Origin of the sequence: Hymenobacter glacieicola (assembly GCF_014640315.1) — a bacterium.
Lineage (GTDB): Bacteria > Bacteroidota > Bacteroidia > Cytophagales > Hymenobacteraceae > Hymenobacter > Hymenobacter glacieicola.
The window spans coordinates 164000-189487 of record NZ_BMGS01000008.1; the positions used below are offsets into that span (position 1 = coordinate 164000).

The following is a 25488-nucleotide window of genomic DNA, read 5'->3' on the forward strand; positions in this document are numbered from 1 at the left end:
TTACCCGAAGAGCCCGCCGCTACCCGCCTATTTTGCTGAGAACAAACGATACCAAAAAGCCAACTACGGTAATGAGACCCGTGAAATTGTGGGCCACCTCAAACGCCTCCGGAATCATGGTGTCGGCAATCATGGCCAGCACCGCCCCCGCCGCTATGGCCGTGGTGGCGGCCACTACCTCCGCCGAAAAGCCGCTAAACAAGGAGTAGCCAGCCAAGGACGCCAGCCCCGATATCAGGGCAATGCCCGCCCAGAGGCTCAGCACGTAAGTGGGCGTGCGGCCGGCCTTGCGCATGCCGGCGGCGCTGCTCAGGCCCTCGGGCAGGTTGCTCATGAAAATGGCCACCACCGCCGCCACACTCACGCCGCCGCCCGCCAGCATACTCAGCCCAATAACAATGCTTTCCGGGATGCCATCCAGCAGGGCCCCAATGGCCAGGGCCATGCCGTTGTCGTCGCCGGCGGTGCTGGCTTCTTTCTGGCCCTGTTGCACGGCGGTGCGCTCCTGACTTTGGTGCTTACCGGAGCGTTTGCGGTGCTTGGCCCCGTGGCGGGCCAGCAGCCAGTTGGCCAGCGTGTACACGGCCGCCCCGCCCACAAACCCAATGGCCGTGGAATCGAAGCCGCCTTTTTCGTAAGCCTCCTCCATTAGCTCGAAGGAAAGAGTAGAAATCAGGACGCCGCTGCCAAAGGCCATAACGGCGGCAATCAGCCGTTGCGGAACGTGGCTGAAGTAGCCTACGGCGGCGCCCAGCAGCAAGGCCGAGCCCGACACCAGCCCCCAGAAACCGGCCACGGCCCAGGTAGGAAAATCTATCATGAGAAGGAAAAGAAAGAAAAACAGCCTGACCCTGGTTGAACTCCGGGGCTAGGCTGCTCAACGCAAACCGCCGTTTAAGGATGTGCTTGCCTGCTTTCAGTGCTACTCCCCAGTGGCCCGGAACCGCTCCAATACGGCCTGGAACTCCTGAGCAGTAAGGCCAGCCACCGCTACTTTTTTATGGGGACCCGTGTGCCCACTTACCAGCGTCAGGCTGGATTTAGCTACCCCAAACACTTCGGCCAGGTAGCTGAGCAGGCAGGCGTTGGCCCTGCCGTCCTGGGCGGGCGCGTTCAGCCGGACCGTTACGCTGCCGTCGGGTGCTATTTCCAGCTGATTGCGGCGGCCATTGGGCTTGGCTTTCAGATGCAGAACAGGCACAGTTTAGGCGGGGTCGTTGTAGGCGTCGTACACGTTCCAGGCCCAGATGAGGAAGGGCACTACCAACGTCCAGGCCAGCAAAAAGCCCACCACGCCACCCAGGGCCCAAATCAGGATGGCCTTCAGAATCTGGCCTTTCACGAGCTGTCCTAAGCCGGGTACAAAGACTGATAGCAAAGCGGGCAAACCATACGTCGTTTTCATGGCAAAGCAGTAAGTAAAGGTTGGCTGGCAAGATGGCAAAAAGTGCTTACACAACGCTCCACCTTTGCCCCGGCAGGCGCAGTTACCCCGCACCTTTGCCCACGCGGGCTTGTCCGAAGGGGCACCGCGCCAGCACTACGCACCGCCCGCAGGCCGGCGTGTGGAAGTAGCAGCATTTCTGGCCGTGAAACATCAGGGCCTCGTGGTGGTCGTACACCTGCTGGGCGTCCCAGCCGGGCGGTAGCAGGTCTTCCAGCAAGGCATGGGCCGCCGCTTCGCCCACCTTCGGCCCGATCAAGCCCAGGCGTTGGGCTACGCGGTGGTGGTGGCTGTCGACGGGCATGGCCGGGCGGCGCAGGGTACTGAATAAGAGCACGGCGGCGCTGGTTTTGCGGCCTACCCCGGGCAATTGCTCCAACCAGGCCCGGGCCTCGGGAATCGGCATGTCGGCCAGAAACGCCAGGTCGCAGGGGCCGCCGCAGCGCTGGCTTACTTCCTGCAGCACCTGCTGGAGGCGCGGGGCTTTCTGCTCGGGCCAGGTGCAGGGGCTGATGGCCGCTTCCACTTCGGCGGTAGGCGCCTCGCGCACTTGGTCCCAGGTCGGGAAGCGGGCCCGCAGCTGCTGGTAGGCCCGGTGCGAATCCTGGTTGCGGGTGCGGTGGGAAAGCATGGAGCTGATCAGCTCGCTGAGCGGGTCTTTGGAGCTGAAAAACGGAAACGGGGCCCCGTATTCAGCGCAAAGCCGCTCGTGCGCCCATAAGGCCAGTTCCCGGCGGGCAGCGAGGTTGGAGTCGGGAGCAGGAGGTAGGAGGGAAGAAGTCACGCCTACGCCTACGCAACTTGCCGCTGCCGAGGTTAAGTAGGGCCACGAAAAAGCCCCAACCAGTCCGGTCGGGGCTTTTCAGGGCGGAAGCTACGCCCCGGGCTACTGCCCGCGGTTGTAGAGCAAAATGGCTTGCTTGATGTTGTTCTGCTGCTTGCCCCCAATCACCAACGGCACGATGGCCAGGGGAATGGCGGCGTACATCAGCGGCGAGACGGAAAAGCTGCTGTTGCCACTGAAGCTGGACAGCACCCCGGCCAGCAGCAGGCCCCCGGCGCCCACGTAGCTCAGCGTGGTGTAGGTCTGGTAGCGGCGGGCGTTGGCCAGGAGCTGCTGCGCCCCCGGATTATCGGTCGTGGCCAGCTGCAGATTGCGGATGCTCAGGTCCTCAATAGGGCCATTGTCCTTGCTGAAATATTCCTGGCGCACCGTACGGTAGCCACCAAACCCACCGTAGCCGCCGTACGGATAGCCCATGCCATAGCGGCCCATGCCGTAGGGGCTGTAGCCATAAGGGCTGTTCACGTACTGCTGATTGGTGATGGAGTAAAGGCTGATGCGGCCCACCCGGTCGCGGCGCAGGGTGCTTTCGCGCTTGGAGCGGCCGGGCAGGGTAGTGCGCACGTAAAAGCCGGTTTCGTCTTCGTAATACCGAACGTCGTTCAGTTCAAAGCGCTGCTGCCCATCTACCAGCACAAAGGTGCGGCCCAGCAGGGGTTGTTTGAGCTCTACATCGTAGCCGCGGACCACCTGGCCGCTTTTTAGGCCCACGGCGTAGCGGGTGGTGTTGGCTGGCGGCAGCTGGGCTTGTACCGGCCGCCGCCGAGCAGAGTCGGGAACGGCAGGCGGGGCGGCCAGGGCGCTGGGGGCGCGCCGGGTGGTATCGGCAACAGTGGCGGGCGCTACCGCGGCCGGGGCGGGGGTAGCGGTGCGGGTGGGTGCCGACGTAGGAGCGGGGGCTCCGGGCAGGGTATTCAGCTCCCGCGGCGTTTGTTGGGCCAGACTGGTAGCAGCTACCGCGCAAAGTAGAAACAGGGAGAGAGAACGAAACAGCATATAGGCTAGTAAAGCGGAGTGGTCGGGAATAGTAGCTCCGAAGCGTGAGCAGGCCATAAAAAGCTGACCTCCGCGCCGGGTAACGCCCGGATTCTCCAACAGGTAAAACGCCCTGAAGGTGCCCGGCCTGCTAAGCAAACGAAATAATCCGTTTTGCCCGTATAGCCCGGCTTCGGGCCGCCGCCCAAACGGGACAGCCGCCCGCTGCTACGGTAGATTCCGGCCGCCTTGTTTTGGTTGCACGGCGCTGGCCGCCCAGGGACTAGTGCGCCTTGAGCAGCCAGGCCCGGGCCATTTCCGGATTGCCGAAATACTCGGCCGTTAGGGTATTTTCTTCGGCCAGCGGGGCCAGAATGTTCTGCACGGATATCTGGTTGAACATGTCGGCGGAAAGCACAACGGCCACCAGCCGGTAGCCCAGCGCCCGGGCCCGCGGCAGAAAACTATCGGCAATCCAGCGCTGGTCGGCGGGCGGAATTACGCGCATAAGCCGGGTATCGGCCAGTACTTTCTCAACCCGGTACTGCTGAAGCAGCCGGAGCGTGGCCTCGTGAGCTTCCCGCAGGGGCTCCCCCGCCACGAAACCCTCCCAGATCTGAACCAGCATGGGGCCGGCCGGGTCAAAATAGATGTGGCAGTAGGAGTTTTCAAAGGCTAGTTCCATGCATGCACTAAGCAGGGGTAGTAGAATATTAACGCAAAAGCTTCTCCAGCAGGTTCATGCTGTCCACCATATCCGGGCTGGTTTCAAAGTCCAGGGGTTTGAGAATATAGCCGCTCACGCCCAAATGCTGGGCATTCAGCCGGTCCACATCCATGCCCGAGGTGGTGGTGATGAACACGGGAATAGCCCGTAGCTCAGCATGATGCTGAATTTCCGCCAGAAATTCGTGGCCGTTCATCTTGGGCATGTTCAAATCCAGCAGAATCACCTCGGGTAGCGGCCGAATCGGTTCTACCCCATTGGTGCCCAGCAGCAGATCCAGCGCCTCCAACCCATTGAAAGCCGTGTAGAGCTTGTGCGGGACGCTGAATTTCTCGAAGGCTTTCTGGGCCGTCATTGTATCAAAAAAATCATCTTCAACCAGAAGTACAGAACGCATTGGCAGGGTAGTGAAGTGGTGGAGTGGAGCAGATGGTGAAGCAGTGCGCTGGTAAGTTGGTGAGTTTTGTCGTGGCGAGAGGCGAAGCTCTCCGCCCAAGCCAACGTGCGGCTCCCGCTATAAGTGACATTCAAGTAACTCCGTGCTGGCAGTAAGGTCCTGTCAGGTTAGCGGGCTGGTCACCGAGAAGAGGACGGGTTGTCTCGCTCACTAGCCATGCCACGCTTCCTAAACTCAGCATGTTGCTACCTTGCTACCTTGCCTGCTTGGGCCAGGTGAAGATGAAGGCGGCCCCTTTGCCTTCCTCAGAGTCAATGTGAATGGTGCCTGTCTTCTCTTCGACAATGCGCTTTACGATGCTTAGTCCAATACCGGTGCTCTCCGCCGAATTTCGGTCGCGCAGGGTCTGGAACATCAGGAATACCTTCTGGTGGAATTGGGGCGCAATGCCGGGCCCATCATCCTGCACCCGAAACTCATAGCACTCGCCCAGGTCGCGGCAGCTGATGCGCAGCAAACCGTCGGGGCGGTTGTGGTACTTGGCGGCGTTGCCCATCAGGTTCGTGAACACCTGCTGCAAGCTCAGACGGTCGGTAACAAAGGTGGGCAGGAGGGTAGGGGTTTCCACCCGGAACGTGGGCGGAATAACCAGCTCCGTGATTTCCTGCACCAGCTGGCTTACTGACACCTCTTCCAGCTTCTGCTCGGTGCGGCCGGCGCGGGCGTAGGCCAGCAGGCCATTAATCAGGTCTTCGAGGCGGCTGAGCCGGCCTTTTATCATTTCCAGGTACTGGCGCATCTGGGGGCTAAGCTCCTGGCTGAGTTCATCCTCAATCCATTTTACCACGGTGACTACCCCACGCAGAGGGGCTTTTAAGTCGTGGGAAGCCACGTAGGCAAACTGATCCAGCTCCCGGTTGCGGTTTTCCAGGGCCGTGAAGCTGGTATCCAGGGTTTGGGTCATGTGGTTAAGCGCCGTGGCCAGGTTGCCCAAACTGTCCTGCTCCTGGTCTGAGATTTTAACCGTGTAGTCGCCTTGTACTACCTTGTTGGCCAAGGATTCAATGATGCGGATGCGGTGGGCTACCTGCTCGTTGTTGTAGGCCAGCTCGCGCTGCAACTCCTCGTTGGCGCGTACTTCCCGGGTAATTTTGGTGAACAGCCACAGCACAATAATGGCCGCCAGCACCGCCGATACCACAATGGCAGCGGGAGTAGTAGTTTCAAAGAAATCCTGGCGCCGCCGCCGCTCCAGCAGCAGCGCTTCTTCCTCCTGGCGCACCCGCTCCAGCAGGGCCCGCACTTGCAGCTGCCGGTTCCGGTCGCCGCGCACCAGCTCTCGCACCGCTTCACTGCTGGGCGTGCGCTTGGTCCAGTTTCGGAGGTAGGCAATTTCATCCTCTATAGCCAGCTCCAGCGTATCGAGCCGGCTTTGCTGGTTCAGATTGTCTACGGTAAGCCGCCGCAGCAGCTCGAAGTTGTTGTGGGCTTCGGGCAGGGTCTTGCGGAAGCTGGTTAGGGCGGCCGTATCGGTCAGCAGCAGGTAGCTGCGGATGTGGCTTTGCGCGTCGCGGATGTTGGAGCGCATGTTGGCCGTGCCCTGTAGCACCTGGTACGTATGCTCTACGCGCTGGGTGTAGTAAGCCAGCTGCTGAATACAGTACCAGGAGGCAGCAGAGGTGAGCAGCAGCACGCCCACGGCAATGATAAAGCCCAGAACAATTTTGGTGTTTAGCTTAAGCCTCATAAAGACTACTATCGGCGGAAGGGGTAGGGGCTTGCAAGGTACGGGCTCTGCCGGTACGGGGCACTAGCTTGCGGCGGGGTGGGCGGGTTCGGTGCGTATCTTCGCGGCGAAAGACTGGCTTACCAGCGGGCCCGTTTTCCGCTCGCCCTTACCCTGCACCCATGCCCGACCACATTACCAGCCCCCAGAATCCGCGCATCAAAAACCTGCTTAAGCTTCAGCAAAAGTCTTCTGAGCGGCGCGCCCAGGGGCTGACCATTATTGAAGGCCTGCGGGAGCTGACCATTGCCCACGGAGCGGGGGTAGCAGTGCCCGCGCTGTTTGTGTGCCCGGAACTAGCCGGCGCCGGGCGGCAGCAAGAGCTGCGGGCGCTGTTCGGGGGCGGGGCCACAGAGTGGTTTGAGGTGTCGAAGACTGTGTTTGAAAAGGTTGCCTACCGCGAAGGTTCCGACGGCGTGCTGGCCCTGGCCGTGCCCCCGCGCCTGACCCTGGAGGAGCTACCCCTGCCCACCGCGCCCCTGCTGCTAGTGCTGGAGGCGGTGGAAAAACCGGGCAACCTGGGCGCCATTCTGCGCACCGCCGACGCGGCCCATGCTACCGCCGTTATCGTCTGCGACCCGCGCACGGACCTGTTCAACCCCAACGCTATTCGCAGCAGCATCGGGTGTTCCTTCACGGTGCCCACCATTGCCACCACCCGCGACGAGCTGCTGCGCTGGTGCCGCCACCACGGCATCCGGACGTATGCCGCCGCCCTCACTGAGCGGGCCGTGGCCTACACCACCTGCAACTTCCGGGGCCCCACCGCGCTGGTCATGGGTACGGAGGCCGATGGGCTGACCCCCGACCTGATGCAGGCCTGCGACCAGACCATTATCATTCCCATGCGCGGCGCCATTGATTCACTGAACGTGAGCACGGCCACGGCCATTCTTACTTTTGAGGCGGTACGGCAACGGGAGGCGTAAGGCGGCGGTTGTCCTCTTCCGCAACGGCCCGCAGGTAGGGGGCAAGCATAGCGGGCGTCACCTGTGTGGGTAGCTGCCGGCTGGTCCGGTACTGACGAATGGTGTGGTAGAGTTGCTTACGGTTCCAGATGGTGGCCTTCACTAGCCCGAAAGCCGATACGCCCAGCAGGCTGTAGGCTACAGGGGCTACCCAGGGGTCGTAGTAGTAAGAGCTGTAGTTGGGGGCCACGCCGCCCGTGCGCGGATCGGGGTTGTAGTGCTTGCCCAGCGCACTAACGATGGGCACTGGCGCGCCGGCAAACTGCATAATCTGGCGGCCGGTTTTCCACTTAGCGTAGTAAAGCCGGATAACTGCTCGGGCTGTGTCGTTGAAGCCGAAGGTTTCCTCGAAACCTAACTCCGAAAGCCGATACTCATACTGACCGGGTTTGTCCGTCATGGCGGCGGCCATAGTGGCGGCGTCCTGGGCGCGAGCGGCCGTTAGGCTGGTCAGCAAGCTCAGGGTAACAATAGCGAGTACACGTTTTAGCACTAGCAATTTGGAATAAAGTAATAAGAGTGTTCAGCCAGCTTCCGCACGGATTGCCGAACCAGACTCTTCCTTCAAAAGTACCAGGCTGCTTGTTGCTGTGCAAAATGGCATGCCGTTCAGAAGGCTACCTATTGGCCAAGCAACGGCATGTGGAATACGCCAACTTATAAGCCACAGAAACGGGGTAGGGGCGAGAAATAAAAGAAACTAGAGCAATAGTAGCCAGCTGAGTTTCCGCGCAAGCAAGCCGGCGGTTAGTGGCTTTTCGAGTGCCAGACTAACTCCCCAGCCCGAGCCGTAGCCACTGGGGCCAATTGCTCGTCAAACAGCCAAAAATCAGCCGTGTAACCGGTTTCCAGATACCCTAGTTGGTCATCGAGGCCCAGCACCCGGGCGGGGTAGAGGGAGGCCATGCGCAGGGCTTCGGCCAGAGGCAGGCCTACGTGCTCTACGCAGTTGCGCACGGCCTGGGGCAGGGTCAGGGCCGAGCCCGCCAGCGTACCCTGCTCGTCCACGAAATGGTTGTCTTGTCGCCGGAACCGGTAGGCTCCCTGCTGACTTTCCGTTACGGCATCCGTAATTAGGAACAGCCGTTCCGCCAGCATCTTTTTACTGATGCGCACGGCGGCAAAACTGCAGTGCACGCCATCGGCAATAATGCTGGCCTGGGCCGCCGGGTCATCGTACACCGCGCCCACCAGGCCCGGCTCGCGCCCCTGCAGCGCCGACATGGCATTAAACAGATGGGTTGCGGCCGCGAAGCCCCCGCGAAAACCTTCTGCCGCCTGCGAGTAGGTAGCGTTGGAGTGCCCCGCTGATAACACTACTCCGGCCTCGCGCAGCCGCGCTACTACGGCAGGCGTGGCCACCTCCGGGGCAAGAGTCATCATTTTCAACACCCCGCCGGCTACCTCAAGCAGGGCGTCAATCTCCGCTACGGAGGGTGCGTGAATAAACTCCTGCTGGTGGGCCCCTTTCTTGACGGGGTTGATGTACGGGCCTTCCAGGTGAATGCCCAGCAGGCCCGGCCGCTGCCGCTGAAACTCCCGACCTACTTTCAGAGCGGCCCGCATCATATCCAGGGAGTTCGTGGGCATGGTGGCCAGCACGCCCGTAGTGCCCTGCTCAAAGGCGTGCTCCGTTAGGGTTTGGAGAGCTTCCAGGCTGGGCTCCACTGAAAATAGCTGGCCGGCGGCCCCATACACCTGCAAATCCAGCAGCCCCGGCGCCACGTTCAGCCCCAGCCCATCAACCATCGGCACATCACTGGGGGCAACAACCTCGGGAACAACGGCTTCAATTCGGCCGTCGGCCACTAGTAGCGCATGATGGTGCAACAACGTAAGACCGGTATGGAGGGTGCAGTTGCGGAGCAGGTAACGCACAAGGAAGGGGAAAATAAGGCCTAAGGGGACGCTAAGTTACGGTAGCCGGCCCGCCCAGGGTGGTTGCGTCGGTTCGTATTCGTCCGTTCATTGCCGCCCAAACGTCTTGGGCTATACTCATCGGGTTCAGCCACCGAACGGTTTGCCCACCCCAGATTGAGGGCTAGCTCGTACGGCCAACCCGGTGGTAGTAGGTAGAGCAAACGGCCGCGCGCAACGACTACCCCAACCGGGCGTATGCATAAGCCTGGTTCGGGCTGCCTGCCCGCCCCCGGGTTTGCGACCAAAATACTTAAACCCCGTTGTGCCATGTCAACTGTCGAACACCGTATTTTTCGCATTTCCGGCGTGGTGCAGGGCGTTTTTTACCGCCAAAGCACCCGCACCGAAGCCCGCCGCCTGGGCCTTGTGGGCTACGCCCGTAACAACGAAGACGGGACGGTAACCATTGAGGCCGAAGGATCCGTTGCCGCCCTCGACGCGCTGGAAGCATGGTGCCGGCAGGGGCCGCCCGCCGCCCGAGTAGAGCAGGTAACAGTCAGTTCCGGACCCGTGCAAGGTTATCCGGAGTTTGCCATTCAACGCTTATAGCTATGAAATACTGGGGGTTTCTGTTGCTGGCCATCCTGGCCGAAACGGCGGCTACCACGGCGCTGAAAGCCTCGGCTCAGTTCACAAAGCTGGGGCCGAGCGTGGTAGTGGTGGTAGGCTATGGAGCCGCTTTCTATTTTCTGAGCCTGACGCTGAAAAGCATTCCAGTAGGCGTTGCCTACGCCGTGTGGTCGGGTATTGGCATCCTCTTGATTACCCTGGCCGGAGCCGTATTCTACAAGCAGATTCCGGATGCGCCCGCCCTGCTTGGACTTGCGCTGATCTTGGCCGGCGTTATCATAATCAACCTTTTCTCCAAAACCTCGGCGCACTAGCTCTATTGCTCCCTACCACATCGGGCGCCTAGCAGTTCAGCATTACTTATTACTCGGTACTGGCTAACAGCACAAAGGCGCCGCTTGCGCCGCGCCTTGCTCATTGAATCCGGTAAGTATTCCTCTAGCTATTTGTTGGATACCACCTTTTCCAGGTTTTCCAGCCGCTGCCGCACCTCCCGCACCTCCGCCTCCTGATTGCCCTGCGTGGTCTATACTTTATCGTAACGGTCGGTCTGCCGGTTCATGGCATCCAGCACGGCCGTCGTCATGTTATTACCAGCGCTTTCCATGCGCGTGAAGCCGTGGTTCATCTCCTGGCGCAAGCCGCCTGCTTCCTGGCGCAGGCCTTGGAGTTCCTGCTCCATGCTGTTTTGTCGGTTTCCATCTTGTCCAGCGTAATCAGGATGTCGGCTACTACTTCGGGTAAGTCGCGCTTGTTGCGGTTTTCGGAATCCATAGGAGGTAGATAGATAGTCAGCTAGCGGAGATACGAACCGGCTTAGCATTCGATGAGGCCCAAAAGCAAAAAGGCGCGACCCTGGGGCCGCGCCTTTTTACGTACGTGATTCAACAAATAGCTGCCGTTTTATGCGGCAAGCCATCCGCCAGCATCAACGGGTTTAGTCTACTTTCTTGGCCGAACGCAGACGCTCGTTTTCGTCGAGCAGAATCTTGCGCATGCGCACCGATTTCGGGGTTACTTCCAGGTATTCATCCTTCTGGATGTATTCCATGGCTTCCTCCAGCGAGAACTGACGCTTGGGCACAATCTTCACGTTTTCATCCGAGCCGGAAGCGCGCATGTTCGTGAGCTTCTTGCCTTTCTGGATGTTGATGGTCAGGTCGTTGGGGCGGGTATGTTCGCCGATAACCTGGCCAGCGTACACTTCCTCGCCCGGATCAACGAAGAACTCGCCACGGTCCTGCATCTTGTCGATGGTGTACGCGGTGCCGGCACCAGTATCCATCGAAATCAGCGAACCAGAAATACGGCCCGGAATTACGCCTTTGTAGGGCTCGTAAGCCGAGAAGCGGTGGTTCATGATGGCCTCACCAGCGGTAGCCGTCAGTACGTTGTTGCGCAGGCCAATCAGGCCGCGGGCCGGGATGTTGAACTCCAGGTGCTGCAGGTCGCCCTTGGGCTCCATGATGGTCAGCTCGCCCTTGCGCATGGTCACCAGCTCGATAACCTTGCCGGCAGTTTCCTCCGGTACGTCCACTACTAAGTGCTCGATAGGCTCCAGACGGTTGCCGTTCTCATCCTCGCGGAACAGCACCTGGGGCTGGCCTACCTGCAGCTCGAAGCCTTCGCGACGCATGGTCTCGATGAGGACCGACAAGTGCAGAATGCCGCGGCCGTACACCAGGAAGGTGTCTTCACGGTCGGTTTCCTTTACGCGCAGAGCCAGGTTTTTCTCGGTTTCCTTGAACAGACGGTCCCGCAGGTGGCGCGAGGTCACGAACTTGCCTTCCTTACCGAAGAAAGGCGAGTTGTTGATGGTGAACAGCATGTTCATCGTCGGCTCGTCGATGCTGATGGTCGCCAGCGCTTCGGGGTTTTCGGCGTCGGCGAGGGTGTCGCCGATGTCGAAGCCTTCGATGCCGGTTACGGCGCAGATTTCGCCCGAGCTAACCTCCGAAACCTTGTTTTTGCCCAGGCCTTCGAACACCTGCAGCTCCTTGATCTTCACTTTCTTGATGGTGCCGTCGCGCTTGATCAGGCTCATGTTCGCGCCTTCCTTCAGCGTACCGCGGTGCACGCGGCCGATGGCGATACGGCCCACGAACGAGGAGTAGTCAAGCGAGGTAACCTGCATCTGCGGGGTGCCCTCCAGCTGGGGCGCCGCCGGAATAGAGGCTACCACGGCGTCGAGCAGCGGGATGATGCTGTCGGTTTTCACTTTCCAGTCGGTGCTCATCCAGCCCTGCTTCGAGGAGCCGTACAGGGTCACGAAGTCCAGCTGGTCTTCCGAAGCACCGAGGTTGAACATGAGGTCGAACACCTGCTCGTGCACCTCATCGGGGCGGCAGTTTTCCTTATCGACCTTGTTTACTACCACGATGGGCTTCAGGCCCAGGTCAATGGCTTTGCCCAGTACGAAGCGGGTTTGGGGCATGGCCCCTTCGAAGGCGTCAACGAGCAGCAATACGCCGTCGGCCATCTTCAGTACCCGCTCCACCTCGCCACCGAAGTCGGCGTGACCAGGCGTGTCGATGATGTTGATTTTTACGTCCTTGTAACGTACGGATACGTTCTTGGAAACGATAGTAATGCCCCGCTCACGCTCCAGATCATTGTTGTCGAGGATCAGGTCGTCGAACTGCTGGTGCTCGTCGAAAAGCTTCGAGGCGTGAATGATCTTGTCCACGAGCGTAGTTTTGCCGTGGTCAACGTGCGCGATGATGGCGATATTCCGAATGTTCTGCATACAAAGGTTTTTCCGGGCGCAAAGGTACGGAATGTTTAGCGCAAAAAACTGACAGTAATTAATTGTTACTGAGAGGGGAAGAAACAGGTGGTGAGAAGATAGACAACTCCTTGGGCTGCTGAGGTTCCGCGCCGGCCCACTTCCTGAGCTCAACCAAGCCGTAAGACCGAACTGTAGGGTAGCTGCGTATGTTGTGTGGTCAGCCTGCCCAGGGGGGTAGGTGGCCTATGTACTCCTCATCCCGTTTCACGAATGCGCTCCTCCTTTCTAATCGTGCTGTTATCCATCCTGACGCTGAACTCGGCCTGTTCCCAGAAAAAAAGCCGCGACGCGAAAATGGATCTGGCCGACTCGTCCCGGCCCGTTGCTACGGCTTCTGTCGCTGGAAAGTCCTACCCCAAGCCCCGGCTCGTAACCGGCAAACCCGACGAGTTTCCGATTCGGAAAACGGATGCGCAGTGGAAAGCCCAGCTCACGCCAGCCCAATACTTTATTCTGCGCCAGCAGGGCACGGAACGGCCGTTTGTAAACAAGTATGCCAACAACCACGAGAAAGGCAACTACTACTGCGCCGCCGACCACAACCTGCTGTTCTCATCCGAAACCAAGTTTGAGTCGGGCACGGGCTGGCCGAGCTTCTGGGCCCCGGCCACCGAAAACAGCCTGAAAGTAACCGCCGATAATAGCTTGGGCATGAGCCGCGACGAGCTGGTATGCGCCAAGTGTGGCGGGCACCTGGGTCACGTTTTCGATGACGGGCCCAAGCCTACCGGCCTGCGCTACTGCATGGACTCCGACGGTATGGTGTTCGAAAAGACGAAGTAGAGAAGCTGGGTTGTGGGTAGTAGTGGTCGATTGTTGCATTTTAACAACCGGAAGCTGACTACCGACAACTAGACTGCTGCCTCTAGTATTTTTGCAAACGGCCCGCTGGCAATCCAAGCCAGCGGGCCGTTTCGTTTGTTCGTGCTTCGGAGTGCAAGCTCCACCGTACTTCTTACCACTTGCTTTATGATAACCCAAGTTCATCCTGACCCAATTGCTGATCTGCAGCAGACCCTGGCTCCGGCTCGCGAGCAGTTGGTTGCGCATGGCGTTTACCAGTCACTGCATTCCCTACCCGACTTGCGCGTGTTCATGCAGCACCACGTGTTTGCCGTGTGGGATTTTATGTCGTTGCTAAAGGCCCTGCAGCGGGAGCTTACCTGCGTGCAGGTGCCGTGGGTGCCGCGTGGCAACCCTGCTACCCGTCGCCTTATCAACGACATTGTACTGGAAGAAGAAACCGACGTGGACCCGGAGGGCAACCCTGCCAGCCACTTTGAGCTGTACCTGCGCTCCATGCGCGAGTGTGGCGCCGATACGGCCCCGATTGAGCGGCTGCTGGCAGCCCTGGCCCAGGGCGCTACCGTGGCCGCGGCCCTGGAGCAGGCCCAGGCGCCGGCTTCCGTCCGGAAGTTTGTGCTGGAAACGTTTCGCATCATTGATTCCGGCCAGCCCCACGCCGTAGCTGCGGCCTTTACCTTTGGCCGCGAGGACGTCATTCCGGATATGTTCCGCCATTTGGTGCATGATTTACGCCAGCGCTTCCCCGGCCAGCTCGATACCTTCACGTACTACCTCGACCGCCACATTCAACTGGACGAGGAAGTGCACACCCCGCTGGCCCAGCAAATGGTTCGGGAGCTGTGTGGCGATGATGCCCACCGCTGGGCGGACAGTGCAGCGGTAGCCGCGCGCTGCATGCAGGCCCGAGTGGCCCTCTGGGACGGTATTCAGGCTGAGCTGTCCGCAGTCCGGCAGTAATAGGTCAACTTCCCGGCCGTTAGTTCGTTAGCAAAGAAGCCAGCCTAGGTTAGGCTAGCTTCTTTGCTTTTCCTTATGAACCTGCCTGCTTCGACCCGCTATGTGCTGCTACCCCTGCTGACCTTGTTGATGGCTTGCACTGCCTCCCAGGAAACCACCGGCGAGGAAAGTGCCGTGCAGCGGCCGCCTACCCGGATTGTAACCGACGCTGACCGCCAGGCCGCTTACAACAGCAACGCCGGTTACGGGGGCTCCGTACCCGATGCTACCCCTGGCCGCGTAGCCATCCGGGAGCAAGCCAGCGGCATTAATTCGCGCAAGCGCCCCGAAAGCCTTAATACCAACGATAACAACACAACCCCGCCGGAAACCCGGCTGCGCCGCCTCAACGGTGCCCCGGCCGACACCCTGCGCCTGCCCCGGCAGTGAGCCGGCAATAGGTTTAGTAAAACCGCCAAACAGACAATGCCCTGCAACTCAACTGAAGCTGCAGGGCATTGTCTATTTGGCAGGGAAGCTCTATCAGCGGCTCAGTTCTAGAGGCTGGTTCCGTTGGAATTCACGTCGGAGCCGGGGGCGGAAGTAGCGTTGGGTGCGTCCTTCTTCACGGCTGGGCGCGGACGGTTAGAAGCTGGTCGTGCGGCCGCTACTTTGGTAGTAGGGCGCGCGGCCGCTACACTGGGCCGCGGACGCGGCGCAGCCGTGCGGGCTCCGGGCGTTGCTGGGGTGGCAGGGGCAGCTGGCGAGAGGGTTTCCGAGAAAGTAGAAACGCTGTCGGAAGCGGCGAGTGTGCCACCCTCATGATGACGTACGATGGTATGCAAGGCTTGCTCAAACAGCTGCTCCATGTCGACATCCAGCCGCCGAGTAGCATCCTGAACTACCTCTTTGAGCTTGGCTTTCGTTTCCTTGCGGATACGCTTTACTACCTCATCAATGCGGCTGTCAAGCTGTTTTTGGAGTTGCTTAGCAGCAATTTTGAGGGCTTTTTTCTGAGTTGCCTTCTTGCTGGGGCGCGCATCAGTAATAACCGAAGTGGCCGTCGACTTGGCGGCTTTGGCCTCTTTGCGCTGGGCTTTCTCAGTGGGCACTTTTTCCTTTTTAGCCTTTTTGGCGGGCTGTTCCTGATCGGAGTTTTTCATGGCTGCAAAAATAGGGAGAGTACTAGCTCAAATACGGTGAAACGCCACAGTAGGTAGCTTAAATATAGAAGGATTTATAGCCTAACTTGTTTACTGAAAAGAAGACTCCGCTGTTATTTCGGTGGTTGCGCCCAGATTTTAAGGCTTCATAACCGGCTTGCCTGTGTCGAGCTCTTATAGTTCTATGCCCAAGGAATGACGCTGCCACAGCATCTTTCCTCATTTTACTTGTTCCTTTGCACTCCTCTTGCCCGGTAGGCTGTACCGGGCCCTTCCTGAAAAACAGTTTTTTTGCTCGATATGCCCTCTGCTCCCCAACGCTACACCGTTACGGCCGCGCTACCCTACGCCAACGGCCCGGTACACATCGGCCACTTGGCTGGCGTGTACATTCCGGCCGATATCTACGCCCGCTACCTGCGCGCCCAACAGCGCGACGTCAAGTTTATTTGCGGTTCCGATGAGCACGGCGTGCCCATTACCATTCGGGCTCAGAAGGAAGGCGTGACGCCCCAGCAGGTGGTGGATAAGTACCACGCCATCATCCGCGACTCGTTTCAGGACTTTGGTATTTCCTTCGATATCTACTCCCGCACCTCTTCCCAAACCCACGCCGAGGTAGCCAGCGGCTTTTTCAAGAAGCTCTACGAGGAAGGTAAATTCATTGAACAGACCTCGCAGCAATACTATGATGAGAAGGCCGACCAGTTTCTGGCCGACCGCTACATCGTAGGCACCTGCCCGAACTGCGGCAACGACAACGCCTACGGCGACCAGTGCGAGAAGTGCGGCACCTCGCTCAGTCCTACGGAGCTGATTAACCCCCGCTCCATGCTTTCGGGCAACCAGCCCGTGTTGCGCGAAACCAAGCACTGGTACCTGCCCCTGGACCAGTACGAGCCTTGGCTGCGCGAGTGGATTGTGGAAGGCCACAAGCAGGACTGGAAAACCAACGTGTACGGTCAGTGTAAATCCTGGATTGACCAGGGCCTGCAGCCCCGCGCCGTTACCCGCGACCTGGACTGGGGCGTGCCCGTACCGGTGGAAGGCGCCGAGGGCAAAGTGCTCTACGTGTGGTTTGACGCGCCCATTGGCTACATCTCGGCCACCAAAGACCTGCTACCCGACACCTGGGAAACCTACTGGAAAGACCAAGGCACGCAGCTGGTGCACTTCATCGGTAAGGACAACATTGTATTCCACTGCATCATCTTCCCGGCGATGCTCAAGGCGCACGGCGACTACATCCTGCCGACCAACGTGCCCGCCAACGAATTCCTGAACCTGGAGGGCGACAAAATCAGCACGAGCCGCAACTGGGCCGTGTGGCTGCACGAGTACCTGCAGGATTTCCCCGGCCAGGCCGACGTGCTGCGCTACGTGCTCTGCGCCAACGCCCCCGAAAACAAGGACAACGACTTCACCTGGAAAGACTTCCAGGCTCGCAACAACAACGAGCTGGTAGCCAACCTGGGCAACTTCGTGAACCGGGCCGTGGTGCTCACTCATAAGTTTTTCGAGGGCAAAGTGCCCGCCGCCGTGGGCTTTACCACCGAAGACGAGGACGTGTTGCGCCAGCTCCAGGAATTCCCGCAGCGCATCGGGGAGCTAATCGACAACTACCGCTTCCGCGACGCGCTGAACGAGCTGATGAACCTCACGCGCCTGGGCAACAAGTACCTGGCCGACATGGAACCCTGGAAGCTCATCAAGTCGGACGAGGCGCGCACGGGCACGGTGCTGCACGTGGCCCTGCAGCTGGCCGCCAGCTTGGTAACGCTGCTGGAGCCCTTCCTGCCCACGGCCGCCGGACGCCTCGGTACCATGCTCAACCTCGAGAAGGGCACCTGGCAGCAAGCTGGCCGCCCCGATAACTTAGCGGCCGGGCATCAACTGGCCGAAGCCACTTTGCTGTTCACCAAAATTGAAGACGCCACCGTGGAAGCCCAGGTGCAAAAGCTGCTCGACACCAAGAAAGCCAACGAGCTGGCCGCAGCCGTATCAGCCCCCGCTAAGGACGACGTGAGCTTTGAGCAGTTCCAGACCATGGACCTGCGCATTGGTACCATTGTGGCCGCCGAGAAAGTTGCTAAAACCAAGAAGCTGCTCAAGCTCAGCGTGGACCTCGGATTCGAGGAGCCGCGCACCATTGTGTCGGGCATTGCCGAGCACTTCCTGCCCGAAGCGCTGGTAGGCCAGCAGGTACAGGTGCTGCTCAACCTGGCGCCTCGCGAAATCAAGGGCATCCAAAGCCAGGGCATGCTCTTGATGGCCGAAAACGCCGATGGCTCCCTGAGCCTGATGCAGCCCAGCAGCCACGTACGCCCCGGTTCGGGAGTAGCGTAAGCTAGCAATAGCCCAAGGTAAAACCGCCGGTCATCCTGAGCCTAGCTCAGGATGACCGGCGGTTTTACCTTGGGCTAAAATCTACTTTACATTCACCACATTCATGGCGCGCTCCAGGCCTACCGTACCGAACAGGAGCACGGCTTCGGCGGCTTTTTCCAGCCGACCTTCCAAGTCAATTTGCTCGTCGGCAGAGAACGGGCTGAGCACGTAATCTACCTGCCGGCCTTTGCTGAAGCTGGAGTCGATGCCGAAGCGCAGGCGGGCGTACTCGTCGGTGCCCAGGGTTTCCTGGATGTGCTTCAGGCCGTTCTGTCCGCCGGCAGAGCCTTTGCCTTTCAGCCGAAGCTTGCCAAAGGGGAGGGCCAGATCATCCGTCACGACCACCATCTGCTCCTTGGAAAGCTTGAGGGCACTAAGCCAATGGGCGGCCGCCTTGCCGCTCAGATTCATGTAGGTAGTGGGCTTCACCAGCACGAAGGTGTGGCCCTTGTGCTTGATTTCGGTAGTAAAAGCGTGCCGGCCCAGCGTCCACGGCGCGGCCTCGTGCTTGCGGGCCAGGTAGTCGCCTACCATAAACCCCACGTTGTGGCGGGTGTCGGCGTATTCAGGCCCGATGTTGCCCAGGCACAGCACAAGAAACTTGCTCACAGTTTGTCGCGGATTAAAGGTCGGATTAACACAGGATGCAGCCGAAAGATAGGCGGCTAAGGTTACTCAAGGCCCTACCAGTAGGGTAGAGAACTACTCATAAAAAAAGCCGCCCTGCAAGCAGGACGGCTTTTTCGGTAGGCGGTATTACTCAGCACGAAATCCGTGTAAGCCGAGAAATCCCTCTGAATCCGTGACTTATTTGTCAGCCTGCAGGGTGCCTTTCAGCGCACGCGGGATGGTTACGGTAGCAATGGGAGCCAGCGGGTTGGTCAGGATAGAGTAGCCCTTGGGCTCTACCTTGTTTACCTTGATGGATTTGCCCAGGCCCAGGTCCGAAATGTCAACCTCCACGTAGTCGGGCAGGTTTTCCGGCGAAGCTTTCACGCGAATCTTGCGCAGCTTGCTCACTAGCTTACCACCGGCCAGTACGCCCGGCGATACGCCCACGTACTTCACGGGAACGTCCATCTTCACTTCTTTGCCTTCCTGCAGCTCCAGGAAGTCAACGTGCAGCAGCATTTCGTTCACGGGGTGAAACTGCGAGTCCTGCACGATAGCGCGACGGATGTCGCCTTCGATATTCAGCTCCACGATGTGCACCTCAGGGGTATACAGCAACTCGCGGAACAGGATGGCCGGGGCCGAAAAATGCACTTGGTCACCAGCGCCGTACAGTACGCACGGTACGTAGGACTCCAGGCGCAGGGCCTTGGCATCCTTCTTACCGAGATTCGCTCTTTTAAACCCTACAATCTCGAGGCTTTTCATAAACGTGTTCTTTTGAAGAAAAAACGCTTACCCACAGCAGGTAAACGGGCCGCAAAGATATGATGTTATCATAGATTTTCTACCTGCCTTGCACCAATAAAAGTAAAGGCGCGGACCAGCAACTGTAATTGACTTACCAATTATACCATATCACCAAGCCAATTATTGACCAATAGAAGGCGCCACAAATCACGGCAAGAATAAGTAGCCGTCGACCCAGTTCCCGAAGGGAAGTGACTGCGCTCAGCCAACGTAAGGCTAGGAACCCTGCTACTGCTAGAATACCCAGGATGAAGGGGTAAAAGATGATAAGAGGCGACACACCATATAGTAATATCATATAATCAGGAATAACGAAACAGGCTCTGGCTTTTACACAAATAGCGAGCTGATGGACTCGTGCGTTACCACGTTGCGGATGGCCTGGGCAAACAGGCCGGCCACGGAAATTACCTTGATTTTGGGGTTCTCTTCCTTCAGAGGCATCGTGTCGGTAATGACCAACTCTTCCAGCACTGAATTGCGAATTCGCTCGTGGGCTGGGCCGCTGAGTACGCCGTGGGTAATAACGGCCCGTACCGACTTGGCCCCGCGCTCCATGAGCAGCTCCGCCGCCTTGCAGATGGTGCCCGCCGTATCTACGATGTCATCCACAAGCACCACGTTCATGCCGGCCACGTCGCCGATAACCTGCATGGAGGCAATTTCGTTGGCCCGCAGACGCATCTTGTCGCAGACCACAATTTCCGCCCCGAACTTCTTGGCAAACGCCCGCGTGCGTACTACCCCGCCCACGTCGGGGGAAGCGAAAATCAGGTTGTCCAGGTTTAGAGACTGGATGTAAGGTGCCGTGACCGTGGCCCCATCCAGATGATCCACCGGAATATCGAAGAAGCCCTGAATCTGGCCGGCGTGTAGGTCGCAGGTCATCATACGGTCAGCGCCCACGCTCTGAATCATGTTAGCTACCACTTTGGCGCCAATGCTCACGCGTGGCTTGTCCTTGCGGTCCTGGCGGGCGTAGCCCATGTAGGGCATCACAATATTGACTTTGTAGGCCGAGGCCCGCTTGGCCGCGTCCACCATCAGGGCTAGTTCCATCAGGTTTTCGGCGGGCGGATTGGTGCTCTGGATTAGAAACACGGCGCAGCCCCGGATGCTTTCGTTGAAGCTAGGTCCCAGCTCCGTATCGGCGAAACGCTGAATGCTCAGGTCGCCGAGGGGAGTGCCGTAGGCGGCCGCAATCTGTTCACCCAACTCTCGGGAAGCATTACCCGCAAAAATCTTTACCTGCTGTGACATGACGGAAAGGGAAGAGGGAGGAAATAGAAAAGCGAAAGGCGCTGACTCTTCCTGCATTGGAAGAATCAGCGCCTTTCGCGTTGTGGTTGTCGGTTGTCCGACCAGGGCTCGAACCTGGACTTTCTTGAATCAAAATCAAGCGTGTTGCCAGTTACACCATCGGACAATTTCCAAGCGGTAACCGGTGTGGGTGTGCCGTTTGGTTGTGCAAATGTACAGCAGCTTTTATTCAAGGCAAATTTTTGCTAGAAAATTTTTCTGCTGTTGAGCGCGAGATTAGGGTAGGAGTGGGGTTTTTAGGCTGATTTTCAGCTGTTCAGAGCCGGAAAAAAAAGTTGGCAAACCAGGGCGTAAGCCAGCCTTGGCAATGCCGGGATTAAGCTGTACTTTTGCGTCCTGAAACGTTGCACCCATCCCTATATACAAAACGCAATGGCGAATACCGGCAAAATCACCCAGGTTATCGGTCCCGTCGTGGACGTAAGCTTCGCGGGTGAAAGCTCCAAGCTTCCCAACATCCTCGACGCCCTCGAAGTGACGAAAGACAATGGCCAGGTAGTTATCCTGGAGTGTCAGCAACACCTGGGCGAAGACCGTGTGCGCACCATCGCCATGGACTCAACCGAGGGCCTGACCCGCGGCGCAGTAGTTCGTGACCTCGGCTCGCCCATCACCATGCCCACCGGCGAAGGTGTGCGCGGCCGTCTGTTTAACGTGATTGGTCATGCCATCGACGGCATTGCCCAGCCCCAGAGCGACGGTGGCCTGTCCATCCACCGCAATGCCCCGGCCTTCGAAGACCTGGCTACTTCTTCGGAAGTGCTCTTCACGGGTATCAAAGTAATTGACCTGCTCGAGCCCTATGTAAAGGGCGGCAAAATTGGTTTGTTCGGGGGTGCCGGCGTAGGCAAAACCGTACTCATCATGGAGCTGGTAAACAATATTGCCAAGGCCTACGGCGGTCTGTCGGTGTTTGCTGGCGTGGGTGAGCGTACCCGCGAAGGCAATGACCTGCTGCGCGAATTCCTGGAGTCAGACGTAATTAAGTACGGCGAAGGCTTCAAGCACTCGATGGAAGAAGGTGGCTGGGACCTCACGAAAGTGGATGCCGAAGCCCTGAAAGACTCGAAGGCTACCCTCGTGTTCGGCCAGATGAACGAGCCCCCCGGAGCTCGGGCCCGCGTAGCCCTCTCGGGCCTGACGGTAGCGGAAAGCTTCCGCGACGGCGACGGCACCGGTGCTGGTCGGGACATTCTGTTCTTTATCGACAACATTTTCCGCTTTACCCAGGCGGGTTCGGAAGTATCGGCTCTGCTGGGCCGGATGCCTTCGGCCGTAGGCTACCAGCCCACGCTGGCTACTGAAATGGGCGCCATGCAGGAGCGGATTACCTCGACCAAGCGCGGTTCTATCACCTCGGTGCAGGCTGTATATGTGCCGGCCGATGACTTGACTGACCCGGCGCCGGCTACCACGTTCGCCCACTTGGACGCTACCACCGTACTGAGCCGTAAGATTGCCGAGCTGGGCATCTACCCCGCCGTGGACCCGCTGGACTCCACCTCGCGCATTCTGTCGGTAGAAGTACTGGGCCAGGAGCACTACGGTACCGCTCAACGCGTGAAAGAGATTCTGCAGCGCTACAAGGAACTGCAGGACATCATCGCCATTCTGGGGATGGACGAACTCTCCGAAGAAGACAAGCTGACGGTAACCCGTGCCCGCCGCGTGCAGCGCTTCCTGTCGCAGCCCTTCCACGTAGCCGAGCAGTTCACCGGCCTGAAAGGCGTACTGGTTGACATCAAAGACACCATCAAAGGCTTCAACGAAATCATCGACGGCAAGTACGACCACCTGCCCGAGGCGGCTTTCAACTTGGTAGGCACCATTGAGGATGCAGTAGCCAAGGGCGAGAAGCTGATGGCCGAAGCCAAGTAATTTCTTCTAATGTGGGGAATGTGCTGATGTGAGAAATGTGGAGATGCTTCGGCACCACCCTCTCATCAGCACATTCATCACATTTCCACCTTTCTCACATTAGAAAAGATGCATTTGGAAATTATCACGCCGGACCGGAAAGTGTTTGAAGGCGAGGTTACGTCGGCCCGGTTTCCCGGTGCCGATGGCCTGTTTGAGGTTCTCAACAACCATGCCCCGCTTATCTCGGCCCTGCAGCCCGGCGACATCGTGCTGAATGGCGGCGCTACTACTTTCCGCATTGAAGGTGGGGTAGTAGAAGTGCTGCGCAATAACGTAATCGTGCTGGCCGAAGGCGCTTCGGCGTAACGCTGGCAAACTCCTCTAGAAAAAGCCTTTCCTTTGCGGGAGAGGCTTTTTCTTTTTCGCTATTTCCATCCCACCTCCATTTCTTCACGGCCCGCCCCGCCCGCTTCCTCCATGCACATCCACCCCAAAATCACCCCAATCTACCAAACCTCCGTGTTCAAGTTCGAGGATCTGAACGAGCTGGAACAGTACTTTGGGGAGCCGGGGAGCCGGTACATGTACTCGCGCAATGGTAACCCCAACTCCGATGAGCTAGCGGAGGCGGTAAACCAGTGGGAGGGTGGGGCCGGGGCCATTGCAACCGGCTCCGGAATGGCCGCTATTTTCGCTGCCATAGCCGCGTGCTGCCAGGCCGGCGACCATGTGTTATGCGCCGCAGATATTTACGGGGGCTCCTCCTCGCTGCTAAATCAGGAGTTGAGCCGCATGGGCATTGCCGTGACCTACGTGCCGTTCGAGCAGCTGTATGAGCTAGGGCAGTTTGTGCAGCCTACGACGCGGGTAGTACTGGCCGAAACCATGAGCAACCCGCTGCTGCGGGTGGCCGATTTGCAGCGGCTCGCCACCGAGTGCCATCAGCAGGGCCTAAAACTAATTGTTGACAATACGTTTGCTTCGCCAGTACTGACCCGCCCCCTGGCCCTCGGCGCCGACCTGGTAATGCACAGCGTGACCAAATACATTGCCGGCCATTCTGATGTAACAGCCGGGATAGTGGTAGCCGCTGACCCGGAGCTGGCCGCGCGACTAAAGCAAATCAGCATACTTTACGGCCTGACTCTGAGCCCGATGGAGAGCTGGTTGGCGGTACGAGGGCTGAAAACCCTGCGCTTGCGCATGCGTGAACATAGCCACAATGCCCTCGCCATTGCCCGGTTTCTGCAGCAACAGCCAGCAGTGCGAGCTGTCTACTATCCCGGGCTGGCCGACCACCCGCAGCACGCGCTGGCTCAGGCTCAGGGCGGCGGATTGTTTGGGGGTATGCTCTCCCTACTGCTGACTGATGAGGCCGCGGTAGTAAACCGCTTCATGCATCAAAGCCAGCGCTTCCCCTTCGCGCCCTCCCTGGCCGGCGTCGACTCGTCCATGTCTTACCCGCTGGGAACTTCGCATCGCTACCTCACCCCCGAGCAACAAGAGCAGCTGGGTATCAGCACGGGGCTGGTGCGGTTGTCGGTGGGCATTGAGCCCGTAGAGGAGCTGCTGGCTGATTTGGAGCAGGCGTTGAGGTAGTTAAGAGGTTATCAGAGGTCAGTTATAGATTGATTATTAGGCTAGATCATGAACGTGCTGCTCTTGGCGGGGCTGTTGTTCCTGCTGCTCCGGCGTAAGCAAACTGTTGAGGGTGTTCCTAAGCCACTTCCTGCGCTGATTTCGATTGTAGAAACCATAACCGACATCGTTAAGGTTGTAGTCCTCAATAGATTTCCAGTTATAGAAAAGATTTCCGGCCGAGTTGCCGGTGGTATTGATACCGTCAATACGGCCGTTGCCAAAGCGGTTTCCTGTATCACCCCTCCGCTGGCCTGGGCGTGGCTGCTGTGCCTGATTCTCACGCTAACTGACGTATTCACGCCCCTGGAAATGGCAAATTCCTACCTGCGCAGTGCCGCGCACGGCGGGACGTGGCTGCTGGTTTTCTTTGCGGCCCGGCGCTTTAGCTGGTCGTATACCTGGCCCGCGCGGCTGTGGCTGGCATCCGTTGCTATAACACTAATATCCGCCGTGCTGGCACTCTGGCCGCTTGGGTTGCCATTTATTTACTACATCGTCAGCTTTTTTGCGCCGGTTCAGCCCTGGCAGACTACCTACGTTTACTTTCAGCGTGGCCAGTCGGTGGTAGTAGACCAGCAGCACCGGTGGCAGCGCGCGCACCACCGGCGCGCTCTGATTGAGCCCTTCACTCCCTTCTTTCAGTGGGTTGACCGCCAGCCTTATTTGCCCTACAATCAAATGCCGGTAAAGCCTACCGGAACTGGCTGGCAAGTGGTAAACCTGACCTTCGCGGATTCAAAACTTGAAGCGGCGGAGCAAGCGCTGGTGCGGCGCAGACAGGAGGATGAGCATTGCTACCAAGAGTTGTATCGCCGAGATGATAGTCTGATCCGGATAGGCCGTCATCCTGAATTGGTTTTACCCCCCGTTTCGCAGCGGGGGGCCAATACCCTGGGGTTCCGGCTGCAAAGCGCGGTGTGGGCTACCCGTGCATGTTGCCAGGAGCCGTGCCCGATTAGTGCCGTAACGGCCTCCTGGAAAAAAGCCCAGCTGCCGAATAAGTACGATTTCACGCTCCAAGCCTCGCCCTGCATCAGCCACACCTGCCAGTCCATTTATCTGGTGGTGTGCGGGGTAGCTGGCCCCGGTACCTACCGCCTGGGCGAGTACGATGCGGCCACGCGCACTATCAATGGTTCCTTCCTGCGCTTGTCTGATGCCGGGGGAATTTATCTCAGCAAGCCCGCTCTCCAGCTAACGATTACTCGCTTCGATACCGTAGCGCGGGTGGTAGCTGGCACGTTCGAGGCCTCCGTTGTCAGCCGCGCCGAAAACGCACCCACGCTGGCCGTGCAGCAAGGACGCTTCGATGTCCATTTTGATTCGCCACCAAGCAGGTAGTAAAGCGCGGTTGTACTGTGAGTTGTGCTGGGTTACCCTGGCAATGATATGGAACTGTAAGTTGGCTGAGCTACGGAAAGTGTGCGTACGTGCCAATAGAGGTTGTTTTTTTGATATACTGAGCGCTTCTAGTTTTGTGCGTTATAAACTAGCAAATGAACTTTATATACTAAAAACAGCAGGTCTAAGTG

Annotated in this window: 27 protein-coding genes and 1 tRNA gene; 11 read left to right on the plus strand and 17 right to left on the minus strand. The window is 58.8% G+C overall.

The window, feature by feature from the left end; translation table 11 throughout:
• Nucleotides 1-19: 19 nt before the first annotated feature.
• The 8 genes from IEW18_RS15555 to IEW18_RS15590 form a co-directional block, all read right to left on the minus strand.
• Nucleotides 20-820, minus strand: a complete 801-nt coding sequence (locus IEW18_RS15555) for a ZIP family metal transporter (protein ID WP_188558790.1) — start codon at nt 818-820, stop codon at nt 20-22.
• A 102-nt stretch (nt 821-922) separates the two neighbouring features.
• The gene (locus tag IEW18_RS15560) at nt 923-1201 is read right to left on the minus strand and encodes a DUF167 domain-containing protein (protein WP_188558791.1); all 279 of its coding nucleotides are present in this window, start codon (nt 1199-1201) and stop codon (nt 923-925) included.
• A 3-nt stretch (nt 1202-1204) separates the two neighbouring features.
• Entirely contained in the window at nt 1205-1405 is a 201-nt protein-coding gene (locus IEW18_RS15565; protein ID WP_188558792.1) for a hypothetical protein, read from the minus strand.
• A gap of 82 nt (nt 1406-1487) precedes the next feature.
• The gene (locus tag IEW18_RS15570) at nt 1488-2228 is read right to left on the minus strand and encodes an endonuclease III domain-containing protein (RefSeq protein WP_188558793.1); all 741 of its coding nucleotides are present in this window, start codon (nt 2226-2228) and stop codon (nt 1488-1490) included.
• 102 nt (nt 2229-2330) lie between these two features.
• A complete protein-coding gene (locus IEW18_RS15575; protein ID WP_188558907.1) occupies nt 2331-3284 on the minus strand; it encodes a hypothetical protein in 954 nt (317 codons plus the stop codon).
• Nucleotides 3285-3546: 262 nt separating this feature from the next.
• Nucleotides 3547-3948 carry a hypothetical protein gene (locus IEW18_RS15580; protein WP_188558794.1) on the minus strand — a complete coding sequence of 134 codons (402 nt, stop codon included), beginning with the start codon at nt 3946-3948 and terminating at the stop codon, nt 3547-3549.
• Between the two features lie 28 nt (nt 3949-3976).
• Nucleotides 3977-4387, minus strand: a complete 411-nt coding sequence (locus IEW18_RS15585) for a response regulator (protein ID WP_188558795.1) — start codon at nt 4385-4387, stop codon at nt 3977-3979.
• Between the two features lie 253 nt (nt 4388-4640).
• Nucleotides 4641-6134, minus strand: a complete 1494-nt coding sequence (locus tag IEW18_RS15590; protein ID WP_188558796.1) for a sensor histidine kinase — start codon at nt 6132-6134, stop codon at nt 4641-4643.
• Between the two features lie 161 nt (nt 6135-6295).
• Here IEW18_RS15590 and IEW18_RS15595 point away from each other — a divergent pair, with 161 nt between their 5' ends.
• Complete coding sequence (locus IEW18_RS15595) at nt 6296-7102, plus strand: TrmH family RNA methyltransferase (protein ID WP_188558797.1); 807 nt, start codon at nt 6296-6298, stop codon at nt 7100-7102.
• Here the strand turns inward: IEW18_RS15595 and IEW18_RS15600 are convergent.
• Both IEW18_RS15600 and nagA read right to left on the minus strand, forming a co-directional pair.
• Nucleotides 7068-7634 carry a hypothetical protein gene (locus tag IEW18_RS15600; RefSeq protein WP_188558798.1) on the minus strand — a complete coding sequence of 189 codons (567 nt, stop codon included), beginning with the start codon at nt 7632-7634 and terminating at the stop codon, nt 7068-7070. The genes IEW18_RS15595 and IEW18_RS15600 overlap by 35 nt on opposite strands.
• A gap of 254 nt (nt 7635-7888) precedes the next feature.
• Nucleotides 7889-9019, minus strand: a complete 1131-nt coding sequence (gene nagA / locus IEW18_RS15605; protein ID WP_188558799.1) for an N-acetylglucosamine-6-phosphate deacetylase — start codon at nt 9017-9019, stop codon at nt 7889-7891.
• Between the two features lie 309 nt (nt 9020-9328).
• Between nagA and IEW18_RS15610 the strand changes: the two genes are divergently transcribed.
• Both IEW18_RS15610 and IEW18_RS15615 read left to right on the plus strand, forming a co-directional pair.
• Nucleotides 9329-9610 (plus strand): acylphosphatase, encoded by a 282-nt coding sequence (locus tag IEW18_RS15610; RefSeq protein ID WP_188558800.1) that lies wholly within the window; start codon nt 9329-9331, stop codon nt 9608-9610.
• 2 nt (nt 9611-9612) lie between these two features.
• Entirely contained in the window at nt 9613-9945 is a 333-nt protein-coding gene (locus IEW18_RS15615) for a DMT family transporter (protein ID WP_188558801.1), read from the plus strand.
• Nucleotides 9946-10157: 212 nt separating this feature from the next.
• On the opposite strand, the gene IEW18_RS15620 is transcribed toward IEW18_RS15615, so the two are convergent.
• Both IEW18_RS15620 and typA read right to left on the minus strand, forming a co-directional pair.
• Nucleotides 10158-10313: a hypothetical protein gene (locus tag IEW18_RS15620; RefSeq protein WP_188558802.1), complete on the minus strand. Its 156-nt coding sequence runs from the start codon at nt 10311-10313 to the stop codon at nt 10158-10160.
• A gap of 255 nt (nt 10314-10568) precedes the next feature.
• Nucleotides 10569-12377: a translational GTPase TypA gene (typA, locus tag IEW18_RS15625; RefSeq protein ID WP_188558803.1), complete on the minus strand. Its 1809-nt coding sequence runs from the start codon at nt 12375-12377 to the stop codon at nt 10569-10571.
• Nucleotides 12378-12629: 252 nt separating this feature from the next.
• Between typA and msrB the strand changes: the two genes are divergently transcribed.
• The 3 genes from msrB (at nt 12630) to IEW18_RS15640 (ending at nt 14612) form a co-directional block, all read left to right on the plus strand.
• On the plus strand, nt 12630-13202 hold the full coding sequence (gene msrB, locus IEW18_RS15630; RefSeq protein ID WP_188558804.1) for a peptide-methionine (R)-S-oxide reductase MsrB: 573 nt from the start codon (nt 12630-12632) through the stop codon (nt 13200-13202).
• Nucleotides 13203-13388: 186 nt separating this feature from the next.
• Complete coding sequence (locus IEW18_RS15635) at nt 13389-14183, plus strand: DUF3050 domain-containing protein (protein ID WP_188558805.1); 795 nt, start codon at nt 13389-13391, stop codon at nt 14181-14183.
• Between the two features lie 75 nt (nt 14184-14258).
• Entirely contained in the window at nt 14259-14612 is a 354-nt protein-coding gene (locus IEW18_RS15640) for a hypothetical protein (protein WP_188558806.1), read from the plus strand.
• 107 nt (nt 14613-14719) lie between these two features.
• On the opposite strand, the gene IEW18_RS15645 is transcribed toward IEW18_RS15640, so the two are convergent.
• Nucleotides 14720-15325 carry a hypothetical protein gene (locus tag IEW18_RS15645; protein ID WP_188558807.1) on the minus strand — a complete coding sequence of 202 codons (606 nt, stop codon included), beginning with the start codon at nt 15323-15325 and terminating at the stop codon, nt 14720-14722.
• A 300-nt stretch (nt 15326-15625) separates the two neighbouring features.
• On the opposite strand from IEW18_RS15645, the gene metG reads away from it, so the two are divergent.
• Entirely contained in the window at nt 15626-17671 is a 2046-nt protein-coding gene (gene metG / locus IEW18_RS15650) for a methionine--tRNA ligase (protein ID WP_188558808.1), read from the plus strand.
• Between the two features lie 81 nt (nt 17672-17752).
• Here the strand turns inward: metG and pth are convergent, their stop codons facing one another.
• The 4 genes from pth to IEW18_RS15670 all read right to left on the minus strand — a co-directional run bounded on the left by pth (nt 17753) and on the right by IEW18_RS15670 (nt 20561).
• Complete coding sequence (gene pth / locus IEW18_RS15655; protein ID WP_188558809.1) at nt 17753-18322, minus strand: aminoacyl-tRNA hydrolase; 570 nt, start codon at nt 18320-18322, stop codon at nt 17753-17755.
• A 198-nt stretch (nt 18323-18520) separates the two neighbouring features.
• Nucleotides 18521-19093 (minus strand): 50S ribosomal protein L25/general stress protein Ctc, encoded by a 573-nt coding sequence (locus IEW18_RS15660; protein ID WP_188558810.1) that lies wholly within the window; start codon nt 19091-19093, stop codon nt 18521-18523.
• A gap of 372 nt (nt 19094-19465) precedes the next feature.
• Complete coding sequence (locus tag IEW18_RS15665; protein WP_188558811.1) at nt 19466-20395, minus strand: ribose-phosphate pyrophosphokinase; 930 nt, start codon at nt 20393-20395, stop codon at nt 19466-19468.
• Between the two features lie 93 nt (nt 20396-20488).
• A tRNA-Gln gene (locus IEW18_RS15670) sits at nt 20489-20561 on the minus strand.
• A 266-nt stretch (nt 20562-20827) separates the two neighbouring features.
• Here IEW18_RS15670 and atpD point away from each other — a divergent pair.
• The 4 genes from atpD (at nt 20828) to IEW18_RS15690 (ending at nt 25297) form a co-directional block, all read left to right on the plus strand.
• On the plus strand, nt 20828-22333 hold the full coding sequence (gene atpD, locus IEW18_RS15675; protein ID WP_188558812.1) for a F0F1 ATP synthase subunit beta: 1506 nt from the start codon (nt 20828-20830) through the stop codon (nt 22331-22333).
• A 108-nt stretch (nt 22334-22441) separates the two neighbouring features.
• Entirely contained in the window at nt 22442-22681 is a 240-nt protein-coding gene (atpC, locus tag IEW18_RS15680; protein ID WP_188558813.1) for an ATP synthase F1 subunit epsilon, read from the plus strand.
• Nucleotides 22682-22792: 111 nt separating this feature from the next.
• Nucleotides 22793-23914: a trans-sulfuration enzyme family protein gene (locus IEW18_RS15685; RefSeq protein ID WP_188558814.1), complete on the plus strand. Its 1122-nt coding sequence runs from the start codon at nt 22793-22795 to the stop codon at nt 23912-23914.
• A 48-nt stretch (nt 23915-23962) separates the two neighbouring features.
• Nucleotides 23963-25297, plus strand: a complete 1335-nt coding sequence (locus IEW18_RS15690) for a Riean_0653 family protein (protein ID WP_188558815.1) — start codon at nt 23963-23965, stop codon at nt 25295-25297.
• Nucleotides 25298-25488 lie beyond the last annotated feature (191 nt).

Coding starts and splice junctions, on each gene's coding strand:
- IEW18_RS15555 (WP_188558790.1), bottom strand. CDS start 820: ATGATAGATTTTCCTACCTGGGCCGTGGCCGGTTTCTGGGGGCTGGTG.
- IEW18_RS15565 (WP_188558792.1), bottom strand. CDS start 1,405: ATGAAAACGACGTATGGTTTGCCCGCTTTGCTATCAGTCTTTGTACCC.
- IEW18_RS15575 (WP_188558907.1), bottom strand. CDS start 3,284: ATGCTGTTTCGTTCTCTCTCCCTGTTTCTACTTTGCGCGGTAGCTGCT.
- IEW18_RS15580 (WP_188558794.1), bottom strand. CDS start 3,948: ATGGAACTAGCCTTTGAAAACTCCTACTGCCACATCTATTTTGACCCG.
- IEW18_RS15585 (WP_188558795.1), bottom strand. CDS start 4,387: ATGCGTTCTGTACTTCTGGTTGAAGATGATTTTTTTGATACAATGACG.
- IEW18_RS15590 (WP_188558796.1), bottom strand. CDS start 6,134: ATGAGGCTTAAGCTAAACACCAAAATTGTTCTGGGCTTTATCATTGCC.
- IEW18_RS15595 (WP_188558797.1), top strand. CDS start 6,296: ATGCCCGACCACATTACCAGCCCCCAGAATCCGCGCATCAAAAACCTG.
- IEW18_RS15610 (WP_188558800.1), top strand. CDS start 9,329: ATGTCAACTGTCGAACACCGTATTTTTCGCATTTCCGGCGTGGTGCAG.
- IEW18_RS15615 (WP_188558801.1), top strand. CDS start 9,613: ATGAAATACTGGGGGTTTCTGTTGCTGGCCATCCTGGCCGAAACGGCG.
- IEW18_RS15620 (WP_188558802.1), bottom strand. CDS start 10,313: ATGGAGCAGGAACTCCAAGGCCTGCGCCAGGAAGCAGGCGGCTTGCGC.
- typA (WP_188558803.1), bottom strand. CDS start 12,377: ATGCAGAACATTCGGAATATCGCCATCATCGCGCACGTTGACCACGGC.
- msrB (WP_188558804.1), top strand. CDS start 12,630: ATGCGCTCCTCCTTTCTAATCGTGCTGTTATCCATCCTGACGCTGAAC.
- IEW18_RS15635 (WP_188558805.1), top strand. CDS start 13,389: ATGATAACCCAAGTTCATCCTGACCCAATTGCTGATCTGCAGCAGACC.
- IEW18_RS15640 (WP_188558806.1), top strand. CDS start 14,259: ATGAACCTGCCTGCTTCGACCCGCTATGTGCTGCTACCCCTGCTGACC.
- IEW18_RS15645 (WP_188558807.1), bottom strand. CDS start 15,325: ATGAAAAACTCCGATCAGGAACAGCCCGCCAAAAAGGCTAAAAAGGAA.
- metG (WP_188558808.1), top strand. CDS start 15,626: ATGCCCTCTGCTCCCCAACGCTACACCGTTACGGCCGCGCTACCCTAC.
- IEW18_RS15660 (WP_188558810.1), bottom strand. CDS start 19,093: ATGAAAAGCCTCGAGATTGTAGGGTTTAAAAGAGCGAATCTCGGTAAG.
- IEW18_RS15665 (WP_188558811.1), bottom strand. CDS start 20,395: ATGTCACAGCAGGTAAAGATTTTTGCGGGTAATGCTTCCCGAGAGTTG.
- atpD (WP_188558812.1), top strand. CDS start 20,828: ATGGCGAATACCGGCAAAATCACCCAGGTTATCGGTCCCGTCGTGGAC.
- atpC (WP_188558813.1), top strand. CDS start 22,442: ATGCATTTGGAAATTATCACGCCGGACCGGAAAGTGTTTGAAGGCGAG.
- IEW18_RS15685 (WP_188558814.1), top strand. CDS start 22,793: ATGCACATCCACCCCAAAATCACCCCAATCTACCAAACCTCCGTGTTC.
- IEW18_RS15690 (WP_188558815.1), top strand. CDS start 23,963: ATGAACGTGCTGCTCTTGGCGGGGCTGTTGTTCCTGCTGCTCCGGCGT.